22 protein-coding genes are annotated in these 19,625 nt (G+C 43.4%); 14 read left to right on the forward strand and 8 right to left on the reverse strand.

From position 1 onward, the window contains the following. Positions 1-60: 60 nt before the first annotated feature. Together FGG79_RS17710 and FGG79_RS17715 are read left to right on the forward strand one after the other, a co-directional pair. The gene (locus FGG79_RS17710) at positions 61-354 is read left to right on the forward strand and encodes a YwdI family protein (RefSeq protein WP_138780778.1); all 294 of its coding nucleotides are present in this window, start codon (positions 61-63) and stop codon (positions 352-354) included. Positions 355-374: 20 nt separating this feature from the next. Beyond that, a complete protein-coding gene (locus tag FGG79_RS17715; RefSeq protein ID WP_138780780.1) occupies positions 375-746 on the forward strand; it encodes a DUF423 domain-containing protein in 372 nt (123 codons plus the stop codon). A 44-nt stretch (positions 747-790) separates the two neighbouring features. On the opposite strand, the gene gerQ is transcribed toward FGG79_RS17715, so the two are convergent. The 3 genes from gerQ to hemQ all read right to left on the reverse strand — a co-directional run bounded on the left by gerQ (position 791) and on the right by hemQ (position 2,659). After that, positions 791-1,231, reverse strand: coding sequence for a spore coat protein GerQ (gene gerQ / locus FGG79_RS17720; protein WP_138781090.1), 441 nt, complete (start codon positions 1,229-1,231; stop codon positions 791-793). A gap of 51 nt (positions 1,232-1,282) precedes the next feature. Further along, a complete protein-coding gene (locus FGG79_RS17725; protein ID WP_138780783.1) occupies positions 1,283-1,705 on the reverse strand; it encodes a cell wall hydrolase in 423 nt (140 codons plus the stop codon). A gap of 207 nt (positions 1,706-1,912) precedes the next feature. Beyond that, a complete protein-coding gene (gene hemQ, locus FGG79_RS17730) occupies positions 1,913-2,659 on the reverse strand; it encodes a hydrogen peroxide-dependent heme synthase (protein ID WP_138780785.1) in 747 nt (248 codons plus the stop codon). Positions 2,660-2,953: 294 nt separating this feature from the next. On the opposite strand from hemQ, the gene pta reads away from it, so the two are divergent. After that, positions 2,954-3,925, forward strand: coding sequence for a phosphate acetyltransferase (gene pta / locus FGG79_RS17735; RefSeq protein ID WP_138780787.1), 972 nt, complete (start codon positions 2,954-2,956; stop codon positions 3,923-3,925). 404 nt (positions 3,926-4,329) lie between these two features. Beyond that, positions 4,330-5,172: an octanoyl-[GcvH]:protein N-octanoyltransferase gene (gene lipL / locus FGG79_RS17740; protein WP_138780789.1), complete on the forward strand. Its 843-nt coding sequence runs from the start codon at positions 4,330-4,332 to the stop codon at positions 5,170-5,172. Between the two features lie 457 nt (positions 5,173-5,629). On the opposite strand, the gene FGG79_RS17745 is transcribed toward lipL, so the two are convergent. Further along, positions 5,630-6,445 (reverse strand): RsfA family transcriptional regulator, encoded by an 816-nt coding sequence (locus FGG79_RS17745; RefSeq protein ID WP_138781092.1) that lies wholly within the window; start codon positions 6,443-6,445, stop codon positions 5,630-5,632. Positions 6,446-6,690: 245 nt separating this feature from the next. Here FGG79_RS17745 and FGG79_RS17750 point away from each other — a divergent pair, with 245 nt between their 5' ends. The 3 genes from FGG79_RS17750 (at position 6,691) to FGG79_RS17760 (ending at position 9,112) form a co-directional block, all read left to right on the forward strand. Next, complete coding sequence (locus FGG79_RS17750) at positions 6,691-6,915, forward strand: YuzB family protein (protein WP_098351460.1); 225 nt, start codon at positions 6,691-6,693, stop codon at positions 6,913-6,915. 324 nt (positions 6,916-7,239) lie between these two features. Beyond that, positions 7,240-8,541, forward strand: a complete 1,302-nt coding sequence (locus FGG79_RS17755; RefSeq protein ID WP_138780791.1) for an HD domain-containing protein — start codon at positions 7,240-7,242, stop codon at positions 8,539-8,541. Between the two features lie 61 nt (positions 8,542-8,602). Continuing rightward, positions 8,603-9,112, forward strand: coding sequence for a YwgA family protein (locus FGG79_RS17760; RefSeq protein ID WP_138780793.1), 510 nt, complete (start codon positions 8,603-8,605; stop codon positions 9,110-9,112). A gap of 101 nt (positions 9,113-9,213) precedes the next feature. On the opposite strand, the gene FGG79_RS17765 is transcribed toward FGG79_RS17760, so the two are convergent. Next, positions 9,214-9,399, reverse strand: a complete 186-nt coding sequence (locus FGG79_RS17765) for a DUF4083 family protein (RefSeq protein ID WP_138780795.1) — start codon at positions 9,397-9,399, stop codon at positions 9,214-9,216. Positions 9,400-9,596: 197 nt separating this feature from the next. Further along, entirely contained in the window at positions 9,597-9,782 is a 186-nt protein-coding gene (locus FGG79_RS17770; protein WP_034765056.1) for a 2-hydroxymuconate tautomerase, read from the reverse strand. A 210-nt stretch (positions 9,783-9,992) separates the two neighbouring features. Here FGG79_RS17770 and FGG79_RS17775 point away from each other — a divergent pair, with 210 nt between their 5' ends. Both FGG79_RS17775 and FGG79_RS17780 read left to right on the forward strand, forming a co-directional pair. Continuing rightward, positions 9,993-10,679 carry a site-2 protease family protein gene (locus FGG79_RS17775; protein ID WP_346764088.1) on the forward strand — a complete coding sequence of 229 codons (687 nt, stop codon included), beginning with the start codon at positions 9,993-9,995 and terminating at the stop codon, positions 10,677-10,679. A 26-nt stretch (positions 10,680-10,705) separates the two neighbouring features. Then, entirely contained in the window at positions 10,706-11,209 is a 504-nt protein-coding gene (locus tag FGG79_RS17780; protein ID WP_138780797.1) for a YwhD family protein, read from the forward strand. A gap of 418 nt (positions 11,210-11,627) precedes the next feature. On the opposite strand, the gene FGG79_RS17785 is transcribed toward FGG79_RS17780, so the two are convergent. Continuing rightward, on the reverse strand, positions 11,628-13,694 hold the full coding sequence (locus FGG79_RS17785) for a transglycosylase domain-containing protein (RefSeq protein ID WP_138780799.1): 2,067 nt from the start codon (positions 13,692-13,694) through the stop codon (positions 11,628-11,630). A gap of 663 nt (positions 13,695-14,357) precedes the next feature. Here FGG79_RS17785 and speE point away from each other — a divergent pair. From speE to FGG79_RS17815, 5 genes are all read left to right on the forward strand, one after another. Beyond that, the gene (speE, locus tag FGG79_RS17795; protein ID WP_138780801.1) at positions 14,358-15,188 is read left to right on the forward strand and encodes a polyamine aminopropyltransferase; all 831 of its coding nucleotides are present in this window, start codon (positions 14,358-14,360) and stop codon (positions 15,186-15,188) included. Between the two features lie 104 nt (positions 15,189-15,292). Then, on the forward strand, positions 15,293-16,165 hold the full coding sequence (gene speB / locus FGG79_RS17800) for an agmatinase (RefSeq protein WP_138780803.1): 873 nt from the start codon (positions 15,293-15,295) through the stop codon (positions 16,163-16,165). A 350-nt stretch (positions 16,166-16,515) separates the two neighbouring features. After that, a complete protein-coding gene (locus FGG79_RS17805) occupies positions 16,516-16,953 on the forward strand; it encodes a YwiB family protein (RefSeq protein WP_240794326.1) in 438 nt (145 codons plus the stop codon). Between the two features lie 4 nt (positions 16,954-16,957). Continuing rightward, on the forward strand, positions 16,958-18,628 hold the full coding sequence (gene argS / locus FGG79_RS17810) for an arginine--tRNA ligase (RefSeq protein WP_138780807.1): 1,671 nt from the start codon (positions 16,958-16,960) through the stop codon (positions 18,626-18,628). A gap of 103 nt (positions 18,629-18,731) precedes the next feature. After that, entirely contained in the window at positions 18,732-18,911 is a 180-nt protein-coding gene (locus tag FGG79_RS17815; protein WP_138780809.1) for a XapX domain-containing protein, read from the forward strand. Here the strand turns inward: FGG79_RS17815 and FGG79_RS17820 are convergent. Continuing rightward, positions 18,904-19,557 carry a Dph6-related ATP pyrophosphatase gene (locus tag FGG79_RS17820; protein WP_138780810.1) on the reverse strand — a complete coding sequence of 218 codons (654 nt, stop codon included), beginning with the start codon at positions 19,555-19,557 and terminating at the stop codon, positions 18,904-18,906. The genes FGG79_RS17815 and FGG79_RS17820 overlap by 8 nt on opposite strands. Positions 19,558-19,625: the final 68 nt, after the last annotated feature.

A 19,625-nucleotide genomic window follows, 5' to 3' on the forward strand; every position in this document is an offset into this window, starting at 1 on the left:
GAAATCGTACATACTGTATGTGAAGATTACTGGAAGATCTTGTGGAAGGAGTCATCGATTGTGAACATTCCTCATCAATCATTAATTAAAAAAATCGAACATGAACTCGGTAAAGCGAAGTCGGCAGAGAAGCCACAGCACATCCGTGAACATGTGTATTCAATAAAAGCGTTATGCGAAGTATTGCTGGAAGAAAACGGCGCAGCAGCTAATGCACCATCATCCTACCAATCCCAGCAAAACATGCCATATTTGCAAGAACCGCAGGTAAGTCAGAAGCCCGTTTCCATTCAAAAAGAAGAGCCACTTGAAACGGAAGACGGAGCCAATGGTAACTCATTATTTGACTTTTAACAACGAATAGGAGGTTCATCATGAAAACGTTTATTATTATTGGAGCAATCAACGCTTTTTTGTCCGTCGCTTTAGGAGCTTTCGGTGCACATGCATTGGAAGGGAAGATAACACAGAAATACATTGATATTTGGAATACAGGTGTTCTCTATCAGATGTTCCACGCAATCGGAATCATCATCGTAGGAGTCCTGATGGGGAATGTCACTCCAACATCCTTGCTTTCCTGGTCAGGCTGGCTCATGCTGATCGGAACGATTTTGTTCTCAGGAAGCCTATATGTCCTGAGTTTATCTGGGGTAAAGGTGCTTGGAGCCATTACGCCTCTTGGAGGAGTCAGCTTCCTTGCAGCATGGGTGCTTCTGATCGTATTCGCAGCGAAAACGTTATAAAAAAATACCCGGCAAGGAGGATCGACTCCTTGCCGGGTATTTTTTTATCGTTGTGAATAGCCGGGCATAGAGCTTCCTGCCCCGTATGGATATTCATATTCAATTTCTTCATCAAATGTAATGTAGTCTAAATAAATCATGGGGATGAGGTACCTGGTCCCGGTTTGTGGATCACTTAGGATAAGATGATCGCGACCTGCCGCTTCAATGAGGCCTTTAAAAACCTTCGCATTCCATTCCTTATTGTTTTCGAATGTGGTGTAAACCGTTGCTACCTTCCCTTTATTCAGACGAAGAATATTCTCGATATACGATTCTTCAATGGGAAGCATTCCTTGCACATTTTGAGAAGGGGCCTGTGCATTCATCGCCTGAGGTACTTGTTGCCCGCCACCCTGCTGTTGCGGATAGTATTGACCCTGACCTTGCCCACCTCCGTAATACTGACCATATGGATTATATGCAGATTGATTATACCCTTGCATATACGGGTTTGATTGTTGGTTCGCCAAACCGAATACCTCCTTTAATTAACGTTAATACACTTTCGGACAATCGCCTTCTGTAGGTTGATAGAAGCAGTGGGACTTGAATCGCCCCGATTTAGATTGGTTATACCATGTATCGGGACAGTCCCCTGCCGGCCTGAAGTACCATAGAGAAAATTGGGCCGGGTGATACCTGCCGCCTTTAATGCTCTTTCTTGCTAAATCGATTTCCTTTTGCCTGGCCCGTTGATAAAAGTAGCCTTTTTGGGTGGCCTCGAATCCACCTGGACTTTGAAACACCATATCTTGAAGCGAAGCAAGTTTTTTGAAGTCAAGGCAATCGGACCGGACGCGATTCACACCGACATTCCCAACCATCAACATGCCAAGCTGCCCTTCACCCTCGGCTTCAGCCCTCATTAATCGAGCCAGGAGTTTTACTTCCTTCTCGTTATAAGGAATAACAGCCATCTTCTCACCTCACTTTAGAAGATGTTTTCTGTTTCACTATTTCATGTCTATGTTGGGTGAGAATAATATATTCGTGTGTATTTTTGAATAAAGGAGGGGACTTTCTTATTCAGATGAGTGGTTGTGTCAAAAAATGGACCGTTCCTTTCCGCAAGAGTTTTCATAAAAAAACGACAAGCTGCAAGGAGCTTGTCGTTTATGGTGTATTTAGTTCACATGAAGGAATTTCGAAATCGCTTCTTCTTTTAGTAGATTCCCTACATAGAAGGTACCAAACTCGCCGTAGCGTGCGCTTACTTCATCAAAACGCATTTCGTACACAAGCTTTTTGAATTGAAGGACATCATCGGCGAATAGAGTGACACCCCATTCGTAATCATCGAATCCAACTGAACCTGTAATGATCTGTTTCACTTTTCCTGCATATTGGCGACCAATCATTCCATGACTTCTCATCATGTCACGACGCTCTTCCATTGGCAGCATATACCAGTTATCATTTCCTTGGCGACGCTTGTCCATTGGATAGAAGCAGATATGGTTCGCTTTCGGAAGAGTCGGGTAGATTCGTTCCTGTACATATGGATTATCATATGGATCGCCTTCAGAAGGCATGTAGTTACCAAGTTCTACGACTGATACATATGAATAAGTTGGAATCGTAAATTCAGCAAGTTTCAGCTTATTGAATTCATTTTCAAGCTCATTTAATTCTTCCATTGTCGGCCGAAGGATCATGAGCATGAAGTCAGCTTTTTGACCAACGATCGTGTAAAGAGCATGACTTCCTTCTTTCGCATCCTGAGTCCCGTTCATTCGATCTAAGAAACGGTGGAATTCCGAAATGGCCGAGGCTCTTTCTTCGCTCGGAAGCATCTTCCATGAAGTCCAATCCATCGCGCGAAAATCATGAAGGGAATACCAACCATCTAACGTTTGTGCTGGTTCTGCCAACGTAATCACTCCTTTAAGTACTTTTTCCAACTTTACTATATCATAGTTTGACCGAAGAGTAAGAATACAACACCATATGTCGTTAAAATGGCACAAATGCCGGATAACCGGGTGATTTCTAGAACACACTAAACGGAGCAATACATAGACGTACGCGCTAAGTATAAGGAGGGAAGTAATTGTTAGAAAACAAAGACTTTTACGGTGAAACCGATACCATTTCTCCTTTTTCTTGAATTCCTATATGAGAAGAGTATTCTAAGATTGGATATATAAATCAAGGAGGTTCCTCTATTGAGCAATTTATTTACAACACTAACAGATAAAGTGAAAGGGAAAGAATTGAAGATTGTCTTTCCTGAAGGTACAGATGAACGCATTCTAACGGCAGCATCCCGTTTAGCAAACGATGGCATCTTAACGCCAATCGTAGTCGGAAACGTGGAAGAGGTTAATGCGAAAGCAGACCAATTAGGTGTGAAGCTCGACGGTTGCGACGTTGTCGACCCGGCTTCATTCGCTGGAATGGACGAGCTTGTGAAAGCATTCGTAGAACGTCGTAAAGGCAAAGCGTCCGAAGAAGATGCGAAGAAAATCCTGTTAGACGGCAACTATTTCGGAACTATGCTTGTGTATACTGGCCAGGCTCACGGTCTTGTAAGTGGGGCAGCTCATTCAACAGCTGATACGGTTCGTCCGGCACTTCAGATCATCAAGACAAAAGAAGGCGTCCGCAAAACGTCCGGAGTGTTCATCATGGTACGCGGGGAAGAGAAGTATTGTTTCGCTGACTGTGCGATCAACATTTCACCTGACAGTCAGGATCTTGCTGAAATCGCGATTGAAAGTGCGAAAACAGCTGAAATGTTCGACATCGATCCACGTGTTGCGATGCTAAGCTTCTCGACAAAAGGTTCGGCAAAGTCACCTGAAACGGAAAAAGTCGTGGAAGCTGTTTCTTTAGCAAAAGAAAAAGCACCAGAAATGACAATCGATGGCGAATTCCAATTCGACGCTGCCTTCGTACCATCTGTAGCTGAGAAAAAAGCACCAGGAGCAGACATCCAAGGTAATGCGAACGTATTCGTATTCCCAAGCCTTGAAGCTGGAAACATCGGCTACAAAATCGCCCAAAGACTAGGAAACTTCGAAGCAGTCGGTCCGGTCCTTCAAGGACTGAACGCCCCTGTAAACGACCTTTCCCGTGGGTGTAACGAAGAAGACGTGTATAAGCTTGCATTGATTACGGCTGCTCAGGCGCTGTGATTTTAAAAAGCTGGATCCTTTAAGGGGTCCAGCTTTTTTTAGTGGGATGATTGAAGGTTATGATGATGTTTGGCTGTTAAATAGCAGTCTGTTTTTGACAGGTAAATTAAGGTGGGAATTCAGCTGTTAAAAAAACCGTGTATTTTGACAGGTAAATTAAGGTGGGAATTCAGCTGTTAAAAAAACCGTGTATTTTGACAGGCAAATTAAGTGGGGAATTCAGCTGTCAAAATAACCGTATATTTTAACAGGCAAATCAAGAGCGATATTCAACAGTCAAAAAAACCATGTATTTTAACAGTCAAACCCAAACTCTCCACCCCATAGACTGTCCAACCCCTTTTTTAGCAACCCCCATTTTATGATATAATAAGCTCGCATGTTGTCAGCGAAGGAGAAGCGTTATGGATAAGGAAAAAGCGTATGCACTGCTCCGTCAAGACCGATGGAGAGTGATTGATCAATCAAGTTTGGGACCGATGTTCGGGGCCCTGCAGTCGTTTGCCATGGATGATACGTTGTGCACGGCCATTGGAGCAGCCCAGTCTGATCCGACGGCGCGCTCATGGGTTCATCATCAAACGGTTGTACTCGGTATTCAGGATACAAAGTTGCCGTTTCTTTCTGATGGGTTAAAGGTATTGGAAGAGGAAGGCTATCAATATATTGTAAGAAACTCCGGGGGACTCGCGGTCGTATTGGATGAAGGAGTATTGAATCTTTCATTGGTCTTCCCCGATTCTGAAAAAGGGATCGATATTAACCGTGGCTATGATGCCATGTGGTTACTTGTTGAGGATATGTTCAAGGAGTTCGATGTGAAGATCGAGGCGAAGGAAATCACACAGTCTTACTGCCCCGGCAGCTATGATCTCAGTATCAATGACCGGAAGTTTGCAGGAATTTCTCAGCGGAGAATCAGGAATGGAGTCGCCGTTCAAGTTTACCTCTGCGTCAATGGAAGCGGTTCTAATCGGGCGAGGCTGATTCAGCGTTTCTATGAGACAGGGTTGAAGGATGGGTCGACGAAGTTCACATTTCCGATGATTGATCCTGAAGTGATGGCGTCATTATCTGAGTTGCTCGAAATCGAATTATCGATTCAAGATGTGATGCTCCGATTCCTGCAGTCGCTGAAAGGGTTCAGCGGGGAATTTTACAGCAGTGCTCTTCAAGGAGAAGAGTATGGAATGTATGAAATGTATTATCAACGGGTAGTCGATCGGAATGAGAAGGTATTAGGATAGCCGTTGAGGAAAGCTGGGCTCCGCTTGGGATGGGGTCTGGTTTTTTATGTTGGTGGAAGGTGGAGTTGGGATGGTTGAAATTGGTAATAGACGCATAAAATGAAAAAATGACGCAATAAGGGATAATTTTGACGCATAAAAGAAAAAAACGACGCAATAGGTCCCGATTCCGACGCAATAAATCTCAAAACGACGCAATCGGAGCGCATCTCTGCTTTTCTCGGAGCACCAACCCCTACAGAGAAAGCATATCTTCATCCAATAATTCATATTTCCAGCTAAAAAGGGTTTAAAGTAACTATTTTTAACTCTTAATGGACAAAGAATGCACTAATTTCTATTCTATTCTTAAACAGAAAGAGTTTGTTCAAACATTCACAGTATCGAACCACAATACCCAGCCCAACCCCAACCAAAAAACCAGCACACCCACAGGCATGCTGGTTTTAAAATCTCACTATTCAGCTACTTTTTCCAAGTTTCCGTTACGATCCATTTTAAAACGTGGTGCCTTTGCATCGTCTTCATCGAATAGGACGAGCTTTCTGGCACGGTTCATGATTTGCATTAATGTTTCGTAGTCTTCTTGCATTGTGACGGAATTGTTTTCGAGTGCGGAAACCTTCTTTTTAAGTTCCGCATTTTCTTTTCTGATGTCTGTCATCTCTTGCTTTAATCTCTGATTCTCGATTTTCGTATAGTCGGAGTTCAGGTTGGTTTGAGCCAGGTTTTGCAGGTAGGCGATGACTTTTTCGAGTGTCACTTCACCTTTTAGTCCTGAAGGCTTGAGTACGTGATCCGCTACTGGCGCCTGCTGTGGAATGTAGATTTGTTCTTCGGCTGCTTCCACTTCAAAGTTGTTCGGCGAGTCGATAGCATCTTTCCCCAGCTGCTCGGTTTCAGGAACATAGTTCTCGTATTCGGCGAATTCCATTTCCTCTTCCGCTTCAGACATTGATAGAGACATAGCATCTAAATCTTCGAATGAAGGTGTAGGTGGCTGATAGAGGAGCTTTTTCTTGCCGCCTTGATCTTTTCCAAGGATCCGGTGGCGCTGTTTGCGTTGTTTTTTTGCTAGTTGAAGAGCTTTCTCATATTGGTGACGCACCACTGCGTTCCAACGGAATCCACATGCGGCGGATGTGCGGTTCAGTTTGTCTCCGACTTCTTCAAAGGCATTTAATTGCGTGCTGCCTTCCCGTACATGACGCAAGACCGTTTCGGCTAATAATAGATCATTTTCTTCCGTCCAGGCATCCTGTCTTGTTTTCATCGTCATTTCATCTCAACTCCCAAAGTTTTCTTAAATGATTCGTTGATTAAAGGATGGACAGTTTTCAAGGTTTTTATACGAATATGTTAAATTTATTTTCTGTCTGCTAGTTTCGTTGTATATGTGGCGTTTTTAGAAGCTTGCAGCGATGTTCCCTTGCAAATGAAGGCGGAAAACTGTATTCTATAAATCGATGTTTATGATGAAAGAAATCCATTTCAATAGATAGAAAGGGTTGTTGGCAGATGGCAAATGAATTTCGTGTTTGCGATGATTGTCAGGCCGTTAACTTGAAATCCTTAATCCCGAAATTGAAAGAGATAGACCCGGATGCACCGATCGACATAGCGTGTCAATCCTATTGTGGTCCAGGACGGAAGAAGACATTCGCGTTTGTGAATAATCGTCCTGTAGCGGCTTTGACAGAAGAAGAACTGATGGAAAAAGTGATCAAGAAAATAAAGAAATAAAAGGAAACTTCCACTAGGGAAGTTTTTTCTTTTCTACTGAAAAATAAATAAAGGTTTGCGCTTCTTTTGGAAAGGAAACTAGTTAGAGGATAGAGAAATAAGTAGAAGAGATTTTAACACGGGTGGAGCAGCGATTAATTCGTCTAAAGGAAACATACGTTCTTGTCAAGCGCATTTTGAGCCTCAATTTTTTTTAGGAGGAATGGGAGCGCCTGCTGCTCGTCATCAGAAGCAAAATACTATTTTTTTCGACAGGATTCGAGATGAATACCAGGAAAAAAGTCGCTATAATAGAAATATGCTAGTTTAGGAAGAGGGTAGAAGATGGAGTATGCCAAGCAGAAATTACATGAAGAAAAAGTATTTAAAGACCCTGTTCATCGGTATGTTCATGTAAGGGATCAGGTGATTTGGGATTTGATTGGAACGAAAGAGTTTCAACGACTTCGCAGAATCAGGCAGCTAGGTACCACCTACTTGACCTTTCATGGGGCGGAGCATAGCAGGTTCAATCATTCACTTGGTGTATATGAGATCATCCGCCGAATCGTAGATGATGTATTCGCTGGCAGACCGGAGTGGAACCAGGATGAACGACTTTTATCCCTTTGCGCTGCGTTGTTGCATGATCTTGGGCATGGTCCGTTTTCCCATTCCTTTGAGAAGGTGTTTCACCTGGATCACGAGCATTTCACCCAGGCGATCATTTTAGGAGATACCGAGGTGAATGAGGTCCTCGGTAAGGTAGGTCCGGATTTCGCAAAGCATGTGGCAGAAGTGATTGGGAAGACGTACGAGAACAAGCTGGTCGTCAGCCTGATTTCGAGCCAGATTGATGCAGACCGTATGGATTATTTACAACGTGATGCCTATTTCACAGGTGTCAGCTATGGACATTTCGACATGGAGAGGATTCTCCGCGTCATGAGACCACGTGAGGATCAGGTCGTTATCAAGCAGAGCGGTATGCATGCAGTGGAAGATTACATCATGAGCCGCTATCAAATGTATTGGCAGGTTTATTTCCATCCGGTCACCCGAAGTGCAGAAGTGATTTTAACGAAGATTCTACATAGGGCGAAAGAGCTTTATGAGGACGCTTATTCCTTTATGCAAAAGCCGATCCATTTTTATTCCCTGTTTGAAGAGAATGTGTCCTTGGAGGATTATTTAAAGCTGGATGAAGCAGTCGTGATGTATTATTTTCAGATCTGGCAAGATGAAGAGGATCCGATATTGCGAGACTTATGCGAGCGATTCATGAATCGGAACTTATTTAAGTACGTGGAATTTGATCCGGCGAAGGAATATAAGAAGCATAGTGAGCTTGAAGCTCTGTTTAAAAAAGCGGGTATCGATCCCGACTACTATTTAGTGGTGGACTCATCTTCAGACCTTCCATACGACTTCTACAGGCCAGGCGAGGAAGAGGAACGTCTTCCGATTCATCTGTTAATGAGGAATGAGGAGCTGCGGGAGTTATCGAGGCAGTCGGATATCGTGGACTCGATCTCCGGGAAAAGGCGAACCGATCATAAATTATATTATCCTGTGGATTTACTATATGACGAATCAACGAAGAAAAACATCAAGAGACAAATACGTACGATTCTAGAACTAACTTAGACGACACGACAGCCAATGAGGATCTGACAAACGCAATACTAGGAGTAGGAGATGACGTACATTGTTGAAAGATCATGCAAAACTAATGAGTGCCTTCTTAGCCTCAGGTGAAGTGGTGGGGAGAAAAAAGCTTCAAAAGATGATATTCATCGCGAAGAGGCTTGAATTCCCGTTTCAGGAAAAATTTCAATTTCATTTTTATGGACCGTATTCTGAGGAGCTGACACTCCGTGTAGAGGAGCTCTGCAATATGGGATTCATCTCCGAGGTAAGGGAGAAAAAGGGCGGGTATTTCCAATACCGGTACACCGTCACCAAAGAAGGAGAAGACTTCCTGCGAATTTATGAAAAAGAAATGCCCTGCTTAGAAGATTGCCTGACGGATATGAACATTCAATCAGCACGCTTTCTTGAACTTGTTTCGACAGTCTTATATTTTGATAACCTGCCTAAAGAAGAAGTAGTGGAGAAAGTATTCACACTCAAGAGCAAGCAGAAATATACAGCAGAAGAAATCGACGAAGCCTTCACCTACATCGAAGGATTAAAAACGAAAAAAATCGTCCAATAGTGGACGTTCTCATATGAACGACAGGGGAATCACTCGAAACCGGTGATTCCCTTTTACATAAACAAAAAATCGTCACGGTGAGCGCAACGATTTCCATGACTTTATTTTGTTTGATCCATCTTCTCGATGATTTGATCAAGCTTTTCTTCAATTTGTTGATCATGCCTCCGCTGTTGAATCTTTCGATTTCGAATGCTTCTGGCAATCAAGAAGGCGCCAACCACAATGGCTAAAAGGATAGCCATCATGAACAATTGGAAGATGATATCGCCAATATTAACGTCCATTTCCCTCCGTCCTTTCTTAAGGCAAAATAATGAGAGTATGGTATATAGTATTCTTCAAAGGCTGAAGTTACCCCTTTTTTCCCGTTAACAAAAATGAGTATCAATAATGAAGCCCCACGAGATCATAAAACAGGTTCGTTGAAAAGGCAAAAAGCGCCTTTCCAGCCGACCTGTTTTATACGTGTCACCTTAGAATCCTATTGATCGCTAAGTCGCTTCCCGCCGACGGCATAGTGACCTTTTGTCATCTCCTCGATGAAGACAACGATTTTCTCTTCAGGTGCTCCGGTTGTTTCGCTTACGGCTTCGGTCACTTTTTCGACGAGGGCTCGTTTTTGTTCTTCTGAACGGCCTTCGAGCATTTTTACTGTGATATAAGGCATTATGGTTCGCTCCTTGCTGATGGATTTGATACAATCTGTGGTAGGCTTGTTTGATTCTGCCTACCCTTTAAATGTAATGGGTAGGGGATGAGAGAGCAAGTTTGGTATGATAGAGATAGATTTGTTTTTTTGAGAGTGGTCATGAATGCAGGAATTTTTCTGTATACTATGGAATAAGGAAGTAAAACATTTTTTAAAGGAGTACATACTTTGGATATATTTAGCCAGCTTTTTGAGTCGATTTCCGTCTTTCGGTTGGAGGAGCTTCCGTTTGTGGTGATTGCCCTCGTCATGGCCTTTACGGTTCATGAGTTTGCGCATGCATTTGTCGCCTACAAATTTGGGGATACGACAGCGAAGGATCAAGGAAGACTTACATTAAATCCGATTCAACATTTGGACCCCCTCGGGACCATTTTAATATTAATTGCAGGGTTTGGCTGGGCGCGTCCCGTGCCGGTCATGAGATCAAGGTTTAAGAACCCCCGTTTGGCGGGAGTGCTGGTTTCAGTGGCAGGTCCCTTAAGTAATTTCTTACTTGCTTTCATCACCTTTGGATTTTTCTATTTCTTTGTAGGAGTGACCGGTGGAGTTGGAGTTCCTCCCTTTGTCATTGATCTCTTGCAGATGATTGTGTACCTGAATGTGCTGTTATTTGTATTCAATCTATTACCGTTTCCTCCACTGGACGGGTACCGGATTATAGAGGATCTGTCACCGAATCACGTCAGGGCAAAACTGTCCCAGTATGAGCAGTATGGGGTACTCTTGTTTCTGATCATCGTGATCACACCTCTTGATGAATATACGATCTGGCCATTATTACAAGGCGGTATGACCGCGACGAATCAAGCATTCAGTACGATTTTCACAACGATATTTTCAATCTTTAGCTAGAATGCGAATAGAAGGAGTGTAGACTCATGGAAAAGAAAAAAAACATTGGATTCAATATCATTAAAAATGATCCTACAGACGGCCATGGAGGTTACGGGGTAGGAAGTTTAAGTCTAGATAATGTTTCTCCCGTGATAATTGATGTCGAAGAAGGGGAAGCGACGATTGAAATAGGTGCCTTACATGCCAGAAGCCCGATCGAAAAGGGTATTAAATACACAAATAACCGCGAGGACTCTGCCGGCGGTAAGCCTTACTGGCTGATCTGGGTAACCATTGACCGGATGGAAGACGGCCCGTATTATGCAGGTGTAACGGCTTGTGAGCTTGTCGTGAACCGTGAGAAGCGGAGAGGCTACAAGTCTATGCCGGAGCACGTGAATAATATGGATAAATCCATCAAGCGTAAAGTGATCCTCGATCAACTGGACGACAAGTCAAAGGGCATTCTCAAGGACTTCTTAAGGAATCATGATGAAGGTATGTGGGAACGCTCAAAAGATGAACTAAAGGAAGCCTTAAAAGTATAATCATAAAGAATATTTTTCTTTTGTGAACAAACTATGACATTTTTTTGAATGTGTCGTTCACATCTTGCCCTTAGGTGAGAAAAAAAGTACACTTAAATCACAGTTTGCACATAAACTAGGACATGAAAAACCTCGGGTTCGCACAAACCCGAGGTTTTTCGTTTTTTTATAGTTGTTTCGATGATTTGGATTTGTTGCGTAACTTTTGGACAAACTTGCGTAACTTCTGGACTGTGTTGCGGCAAATTGTGAATATCGATGATTTATTGATCGGGACGCCTCCGCTTTTTCAGGATCCAGCTGCGGGACTTAGAGGCTCGAGGTCATAAGCCAAACATGCCTAAAAGGCAAAACCCCGCCTTTTAGGCATGTTCAACTTATGCTTGTCGTCTCTGTGCAAAGCCCCTCCGCTTTTCTTCTAAAAAATCCAATCTTTCACTTTTTCATACCAAGGCTTTTCTTCTTTTTTTACTGGTTCTTTTTCTTTTGGAGCTTCTTTTTCACCTAAGTGCTCATGGCAGTATTCGGTTGGTTCGGTTCCTTTGACGAAATAGGTGAAGCGTTGCACGGGACAGTCTTCCGTTGCGAGTAATCCGTTATGGGGATTTACGGCTACGCCGACGACGCCCTTGGTTGGTTTGAAGTTTTTGACGGGTTCATCTTTTAAGGCTTCTTCCATGAAGTGGACCCAAATTTTCTTGGCAAGGTATTTATCATCCACGAGGGAGATTTCCTTTTCTTTGTCGTATCCGGTCCAGACTCCCGCTGTTAGCTGGGGGGAGTAGCCGATCATCCAGTTATCTGTGTTGGTGGTTCCTGATTTGCCTGCATAGGGACGGGTAGCGTCTTTGCGGATCTGGATGCCGGTCACCGTTGAGTAGTCATTGAGTTTGGGATCGAATATTCCGCTCAGCATATGAGTCATGACAAATGTGACATCTGGGTCTAGGACCTGCTCTTTTTTCGATTTATTTTCATAGATGACGTGACCGGACCAGTCTTCCACCCGAGTGATGAAAACGGGCTTAACTTTGTAGCCGCCATTAGCAAAGATGCTGTAGGCATTGACCATATCGATGACTCTTGCACCAGATGTACCGAGTGCCGAAGAGGGGTACTTCTTGACCTTTGTCGTTAATCCGAATTTCTCCTTGGCGGTTTTCGGTAAGGTGTCCTGTCCGATGAAGAGATGTGTCTTCACCGCATACACGTTATCGGATAGCGCAATAGCCTGGGCCAAGGTGATGTCTCCCTCTGCATATTTATTATTGTAATTATGAGGAGTGTAGCTTGATTTCCCATCATCGAATTTGAAGGATGTCAGTTCACTCTTCATCGTCGTTGAGGGGGTGAATCCTTGCTTAAGGGCAGAATAGTAGAGAAGCGGTTTAATCGTAGATCCAGGCTGTCGGATGGCCTGTACGGCACGATTGAACGGACTTTCCTCGTAATTCCTTCCTCCAACGAGAGCGGTCACATAGCCATTCTTCGGATTCATGGCTACAAAGCCCAACTGGATATCGGACTCGTCGGATATCTGCTCATTGACGACTTTTTCAGCCGCTTTTTGATGCTCAGGATTGAGGGTGGTATAAACTTTTAATCCACCCATTTCAATGGTACGCTCTTCGATTCCTAAATCAGAGTGGAGGATGCTTTTCACCACATCTTGAAAGTAAGGGGCGGTTTCAACCTTCTGGTGGGCATGCTCCCCAGTAATATGGATCGGTGCCGCTTTTGAAACGATTTGCTGTTCTTTTGAAATGATGCCGTCCTCGGTCATGGACTGAAGAATCAGTTCCTGGCGCTTCTTTGCATGATCGAAATGGGAAACGGGTGAATAATAGGACGGTGCTTTAGGTATGCCTGCGAGTATGGATGCTTCGGCAACGGTCAGCTGATTGGCGTCTTTACCGAAATAATATTGACTGGCTGCCTGAACACCGTATGCCCCATGTCCGTAATAGATGGTATTTAAATAGCCTTCTAGAATATCCTTTTTCGAATAGTTCATTTCGATCCGAAGTGTGTAGAGTGCTTCAGAAATCTTTCTTTTCCACGTCTTATCATGAGATAAAAATAGATTACGAGCGTATTGCTGGGAAATCGTACTGGCTCCCTGCACCTTTGACATCGCTTTTACGTCGGCAAGGGCGGCGCCAGCCATCCGTTTCAGGTCAAATCCGTAGTGCTGGTAGAAGCTTTTGTCCTCAATGGAGATGGTCGCTTCAATCAGTGCCGGGGAAATTTCATTCAGTCCGACCCAGTAACGCTTCTCACCTGTATTGGTTTCTCCTATCACAGATCCTTCATCACTGTAGATTAGAGTAGATTGAGGCACGGCAAGTGGTGGGGGGCCCTGGATCTTGGCATATGTCAAAATCCCGATCAATCCTACCAAAAAAAGGACAGTAAGTAACAAAACGCCCACCACTACCACTCTGGCATATTTTTTTGTTTTCTCCATTCGGACCATCAGTTCCATACCTCTCCCTACTTTCTTTATGGAGGTCAGCATCCTTTTGAGGGACGGACCTTGTATTTATTTCGATTGGACATGAATGAACATCGTATATTATGTTTAGTGTGTAGTATTAGTATGAAAAGATTTACGAGATTTTAAACGTCAAAGGTTTAGAAAAAATTTCACTTGAAATTTTGCTAGATTCCACTATACTTTTTCTCATGTTTGTATTTATCATGATAGGGAAGGATAAAAATGACGTCTGTTGCGGACGTTTTTATAAATGGTTTTTTTAGCAAAGATTGTTGTTTAATAATAGTTAGAAATTAATGCTTAGATAGTTGATTGTAGCGGAAGGTGCTCGACTCCTGCGGGAAACGCGGGAAGGTTGAGACCCCGCAGGACAAAGTCCGAGGAGGCTCAACTCACGCCCCGCGGAAAGCGAGCACCTGGAGTGGAAATCAACCAGCACTAGCTAATAGAAAAAGCAACAAAGTTTATAAAAACAACCTTATAAATAGAAGTAAATCCAGTTATATCAAGTTTTTACTTAACTGAGTGATCTATTTTGTCCTGAGATGAACGTGTGAAAACTTCAAACTAGTGGAATATGATTTTGAGAGCTGAGAACGACACTAGCAAAAAAATCGATAAAAAATGAAAACAAGAAGGGAAGTTGAAACAATGAGTGAACTTTGGTACACAGAGAAACAAACAGAAAACTTCGGAATCACAATGAAAATCAAAAAGACTTTACATACAGAGCAAACGAATTTTCAATATCTTGAAATGGCTGAAACAGAAGAGTGGGGTAACATGCTATTCCTTGATGGAATGGTGATGACAAGTCAAAAAGATGAGTTCGTTTATCATGAAATGGTGGCGCATGTTCCATTATTTACGCACCCTAATCCTGAGACAGTATTAGTTGTCGGTGGAGGAGACGGTGGCGTTATCCGTGAAGTGTTAAAGCACCCAAGCGTGAAAAAAGCCGTTCTTGTTGAAATCGATGGAAAAGTCATTGAGTACTCTAAAAAATACCTTCCTGAGATTGCAGGAGAACTTGAAAACGATCGCGTTGAAGTAGAAGTTGGCGATGGCTTCATGCACATCGCGAAAAGTGAAAATGAATATGACGTAATCATGGTTGACTCCACAGAGCCTGTTGGGCCAGCTGTCAACCTATTCACAAAAGGATTCTATGCAGGGATCTCGAAAGCGCTGAAAGAAGACGGAATCTTTGTTGCTCAATGTGATAACCCTTGGTTCAAGGCAGATCTAATCCGCCAGGTACAGAGTGATGTTAAGGAAATCTTCCCGATCACTCGTCTATACACAGCCAATATCCCAACATACCCAAGCGGATTATGGGCATTCACAATCGGTTCCAAAAAGCACGACCCAATCGAAGTACCGGAAGAGCGTTTCCACGACATCGAAACCAAATACTACACACCGGAACTGCACAAAGCAGCATTCGCCCTGCCTAAATTCGTTAAAGACCTAACAAAATAAGAGATTTGAGGGACGGACCTCAAATTCCAGCGAAAAATCGTTTAAATTCAAGGAGGGACGGACCTAAACATAGGTCCGTCCCTCTAACAGAGAGGTTGAAGAATATGCGTTTTGATGAGGCTTATTCAGGTAATGTGTTTATTCAGAGTCATCCTTCTTATGAGGAGAGTTCGGTTGTTCTTTATGGTATGCCTATGGATTGGACGGTGAGTTATCGTCCGGGATCACGTTTTGGTCCGGCCCGTATCCGCGAGGTGTCGATCGGGTTGGAAGAATATAGTGCGTACTTGGACCGGGAGCTTGAAGAAGTGAAGTATTTTGATGCCGGTGATATACCACTGCCGTTCGGTAACCCGCAGCGGAGCATTGATATCATTGAAGATTATATCGATGGCCTCCTTGGTGATGGGAAGATTCCATTCGGTATGGGTGGAGAGCACTTGGTTTCATGGCCAGTTATGAAGGCCGTGGCGAAGAAATATCCGGATCTTGCTATCATTCATATGGATGCTCATACGGATCTTCGTGAAGAGTATGAGGGAGAGCCGTTATCCCACTCGACTCCAATCCGTAAGATCGCTGAACATATCGGACCGAAGAATGTGTATTCATTCGGAATCCGTTCGGGAATGAAAGAAGAATTCCAGTGGGCGAAAGAAAATGGAATGCACATTTCGAAATTTGAAGTGCTGGAGCCGTTGAAGGAAATCCTTCCACAGCTAGCAGGCCGTCCCGTTTATGTCACAATCGATATTGATGTGCTGGATCCTGCCCACGCTCCTGGTACAGGAACCGTGGACTGCGGCGGAATCACTTCTAAGGAATTACTGGCATCGATCCACGCCATTGCACATTCTGATGTCAATGTAGTGGGAGCTGACCTTGTTGAAGTGGCTCCAATTTATGACCCATCCGAGCAAACAGCTAATACAGCAAGCAAGCTGATTCGCGAAATGCTTCTAGGCTGGGTAAAATAACACTCGAAATCCCCTTCTTTGACCGAAGGGGATTTTTTTATAAGAAGTTTCCGTAAGGATTGTTGAGTTTACAAAGCATGTAAGAGACCAACAGCTAACAATAGCAATATCGTAGGAATACAGCAAAAACAGCATCCAACAAAAGCGATTACTGATCACTCAGCAAACACTGTATCCCTTGAATTCTCCACTAAAACGCTTACATCCCTCCAAAAAATGAAAACTCACCCTGTCCCATTGCAATTTCCCACAATACTTCTTATACTTAATTAGTTAGAAGGAAGGGACGTCTACATGAGGGACGGACCTATCACTTGATCGGACCCTAAAAAGAAAAGGATGTGAGTGGTTTGACGGCAAAAACAGATTCTACCCCTGTCAAGGTTCACTTGAAAACCAAAATCACAATAGGAGAGGAAAGTGACTCTTTTGAACTGGTATCATTTGGTCGATACTATGAAAAAGGAGATGCCGTTTTTCTAAAGTACGATGAGGTTCAAGAGGAAGGAACCACTCATACGATTGTTAAAGTAACGGATAGCCAAGCACTGATTCTCAGAAGTGGTGCCATTAAAATGAGAATGGCATTTAACGAGTCAGAGGAACAGAATGGCTCCTACGAAAGCCAGCTCGGCACACTCCTACTTACAACCAAAACAAAACAACTTTCACATACACAAGATGAGTCGAAACTAGAAGGGGATTTTAACCTTTCTTACGAGTTAAAGATGCAAGACAGTCCAGTTGGGGATTATGTTATGTCCATTCACTATAAGGAGGAAGCATAGACGCATGAATATCGTTGAAAAAGTACAAGAAAATTTGAAATCCGAAATCAAAGCAGCGGTGCAAAAAGCAGGCTTGGCGACAGAGGATCAGATACCTGATGTCATTTTAGAAATACCGAAAGAGAAATCACACGGTGATTATTCGACGAATATGGCAATGCAGCTTGCACGTGTCGCAAAAAAAGCGCCTCGCATGATTGCAGATGACATCGTGGCAAACTTCGACCAGTCCAAGGCTTCCATTGAAAAAATGGAAATCGCAGGTCCGGGATTCATCAATTTCTACATGAACAATGAATACTTAACAGAATTGATCCCGCTGATTCTTGATCAAGATCAGGCATATGGTCAATCAAACGCAGGAAATGGCGAGCGTGTGAACGTAGAGTTCGTATCTGCCAACCCTACCGGCGATCTTCATCTTGGACATGCCCGTGGAGCAGCAGTTGGGGATTCCCTCTGTAATGTCCTTGAAAAAGCAGGTTATAAAGTAACCCGTGAATACTACATTAATGATGCAGGAAACCAGATCCATAACCTGGCGATTTCCGTTAGTGCCCGTTATTTCCAAGCGCTTGGACAAGACAAAGCGATGCCTGAAGATGGATATCATGGAGCGGACATCATTGGGATCGGGAAGAAGCTGGCTGAGGAATTCGGTTCCAAATATGCTGAAGTGAGTGACCAAGAGCGCTACAAGTTCTTCCGTGAGTACGGACTGAAAATTGAAATGGCTAAGCTTAAAAAGGATCTTGAAATGTTTCGTGTACCGTTCAATGTATGGTATTCCGAAACTTCCCTGTACGAAAACGGGAAGATCGATGCAGCCCTTAAACGATTAAGAGATAATGGTCATGTATACGAAGAGGACGGCGCGACATGGTTCCGTTCAACAGAGCTTGGCGATGACAAGAACCGTGTTCTCATCAAAAATGATGGCACGTACACATACTTGACTCCGGATATTTCCTATCACCAGGATAAATTCGAACGTGGACATGATGTGCTGATCAATATTTGGGGTGCGGACCATCACGGGTACATCCCTCGAATGAAGGCAGCTATCGAAGCGTTAGGCTTTGACCGTGATAAATTAGAGGTTGAAGTGATTCAACTTGTTCACCTTTATAAAAATGGTGAGAAGATGAAGATGAGTAAGCGTACGGGGAAAGCTGTTACGTTACGCGAGCTTGTTGAAGAAGTCGGCCTAGATGCGGTCCGCTATTTCTTCGCCATGAGAAGTGCCGATACACATATGGACTTTGATTTGGACTTAGCAGTATCCCAATCGAACGAAAACCCTGTGTACTACGCTCAATATGCACACGCGCGTATTTGCAGCATCCTTCGTCAGGCAGAAGAGCAGGGACTTGCTTCTGAAGACAAGATCAACTTAAAGCTGATCGGTACGGAAAAAGAAGTGGACTTACTGAAGAAATTAGGTGAGTTCCCACAAATAATAGCCGACTCTGCAGAGAAGCGTACACCTCACCGTGTAGCGAACTACATCAACGACCTGGCATCGGCTTTCCATAGCTTCTACAATGCCAACAAGGTTCTTGATGAAGAAAACCGAGAACTTACGACTGCACGTCTCGCACTTGTGAAAGTGGTTCGAGTAACATTACAAAATGCTCTTGCCTTAATCGGGGTAGAAGCACCAGAAAAAATGTAATGAACAATGAAAAAAGGTCCGTCCCTTATGGATGGACCTTTTTTCTTATATTTTTCCAGCTTTAACGTATAATAAAGGTAGACAAAGCATTCAGGAGGCTATTATGAAAACGGTTGTTTTAGCGATTGTAACTGGTTTTTTAGTTGGTTTTATTTTTGCCCTGTTTAAGCTCCCGATTCCGGCGCCGCCTGCCTTAGCTGGTATTGCCGGCATCGTGGGAATCTATCTTGGGTTTAGGGCGTTCATGGCCATTCAGCCTTGGATTGAATCGGTCTTTAAATGAACTTTACATACGAAAATCGATCCCATTTACGGTAGCTTCCATCGATTGTGTAAGGCACCGGTTCTCGGAATAACGGACCATCAAACACAAAGCTGTGAAATTCACCATTCTCACCGCAAGGATCAACAGAGTCGGGAAGGTCACGCAGGAATTCCTCGTTGTATACACGACCTAGAAATCGTGGATCAAGCTGTTCTTCATCCACACAGACAATCACGGCTCTGTAACCTTCGTTAATAAATTCGTTTGATAGAACTCGAGTATCTTTGCCCCATAAAGGGAAAAGCAACTCGAGTTCTGTCTTTTTCATTTGTTCTTCCCGGTATTTCCGAATGTCCTCCAAATACAAGTCACCGAATCCAATATGAGTAAACTGTTCTTTCCGAAGCTTACCTAAAGCATTCATCATGACGTTTTCGTAGTCTTTATTATTGAGCGTATCCTCAAACCAGACAGGATATAGAGGCAATCCTAACGCCTGTGCCTGCTTACTCACAAGCGAAACAGGTACTTCATGCATCATCATCTTTTCAGACTCCTTAAGAAACGTGGTGAGCAGCCCCTGTACATTTTCCTTCTTCTTTAGCTCATGAAGCATCATCATGCTGTCCCGTCCGCCGCTCCATGAAAGGCAAATTTTATTCATATTACGATTCCCCCTTGAAGGTCATTATATAGAATTGAGCACGGTTGATAAAATGATTGGTTGTTGGG

The organism is Bacillus sp. BHET2, assembly GCF_005938125.1.
In the GTDB taxonomy this organism is placed as follows: Bacteria; Bacillota; Bacilli; order Bacillales; family Bacillaceae_B; genus Rossellomorea.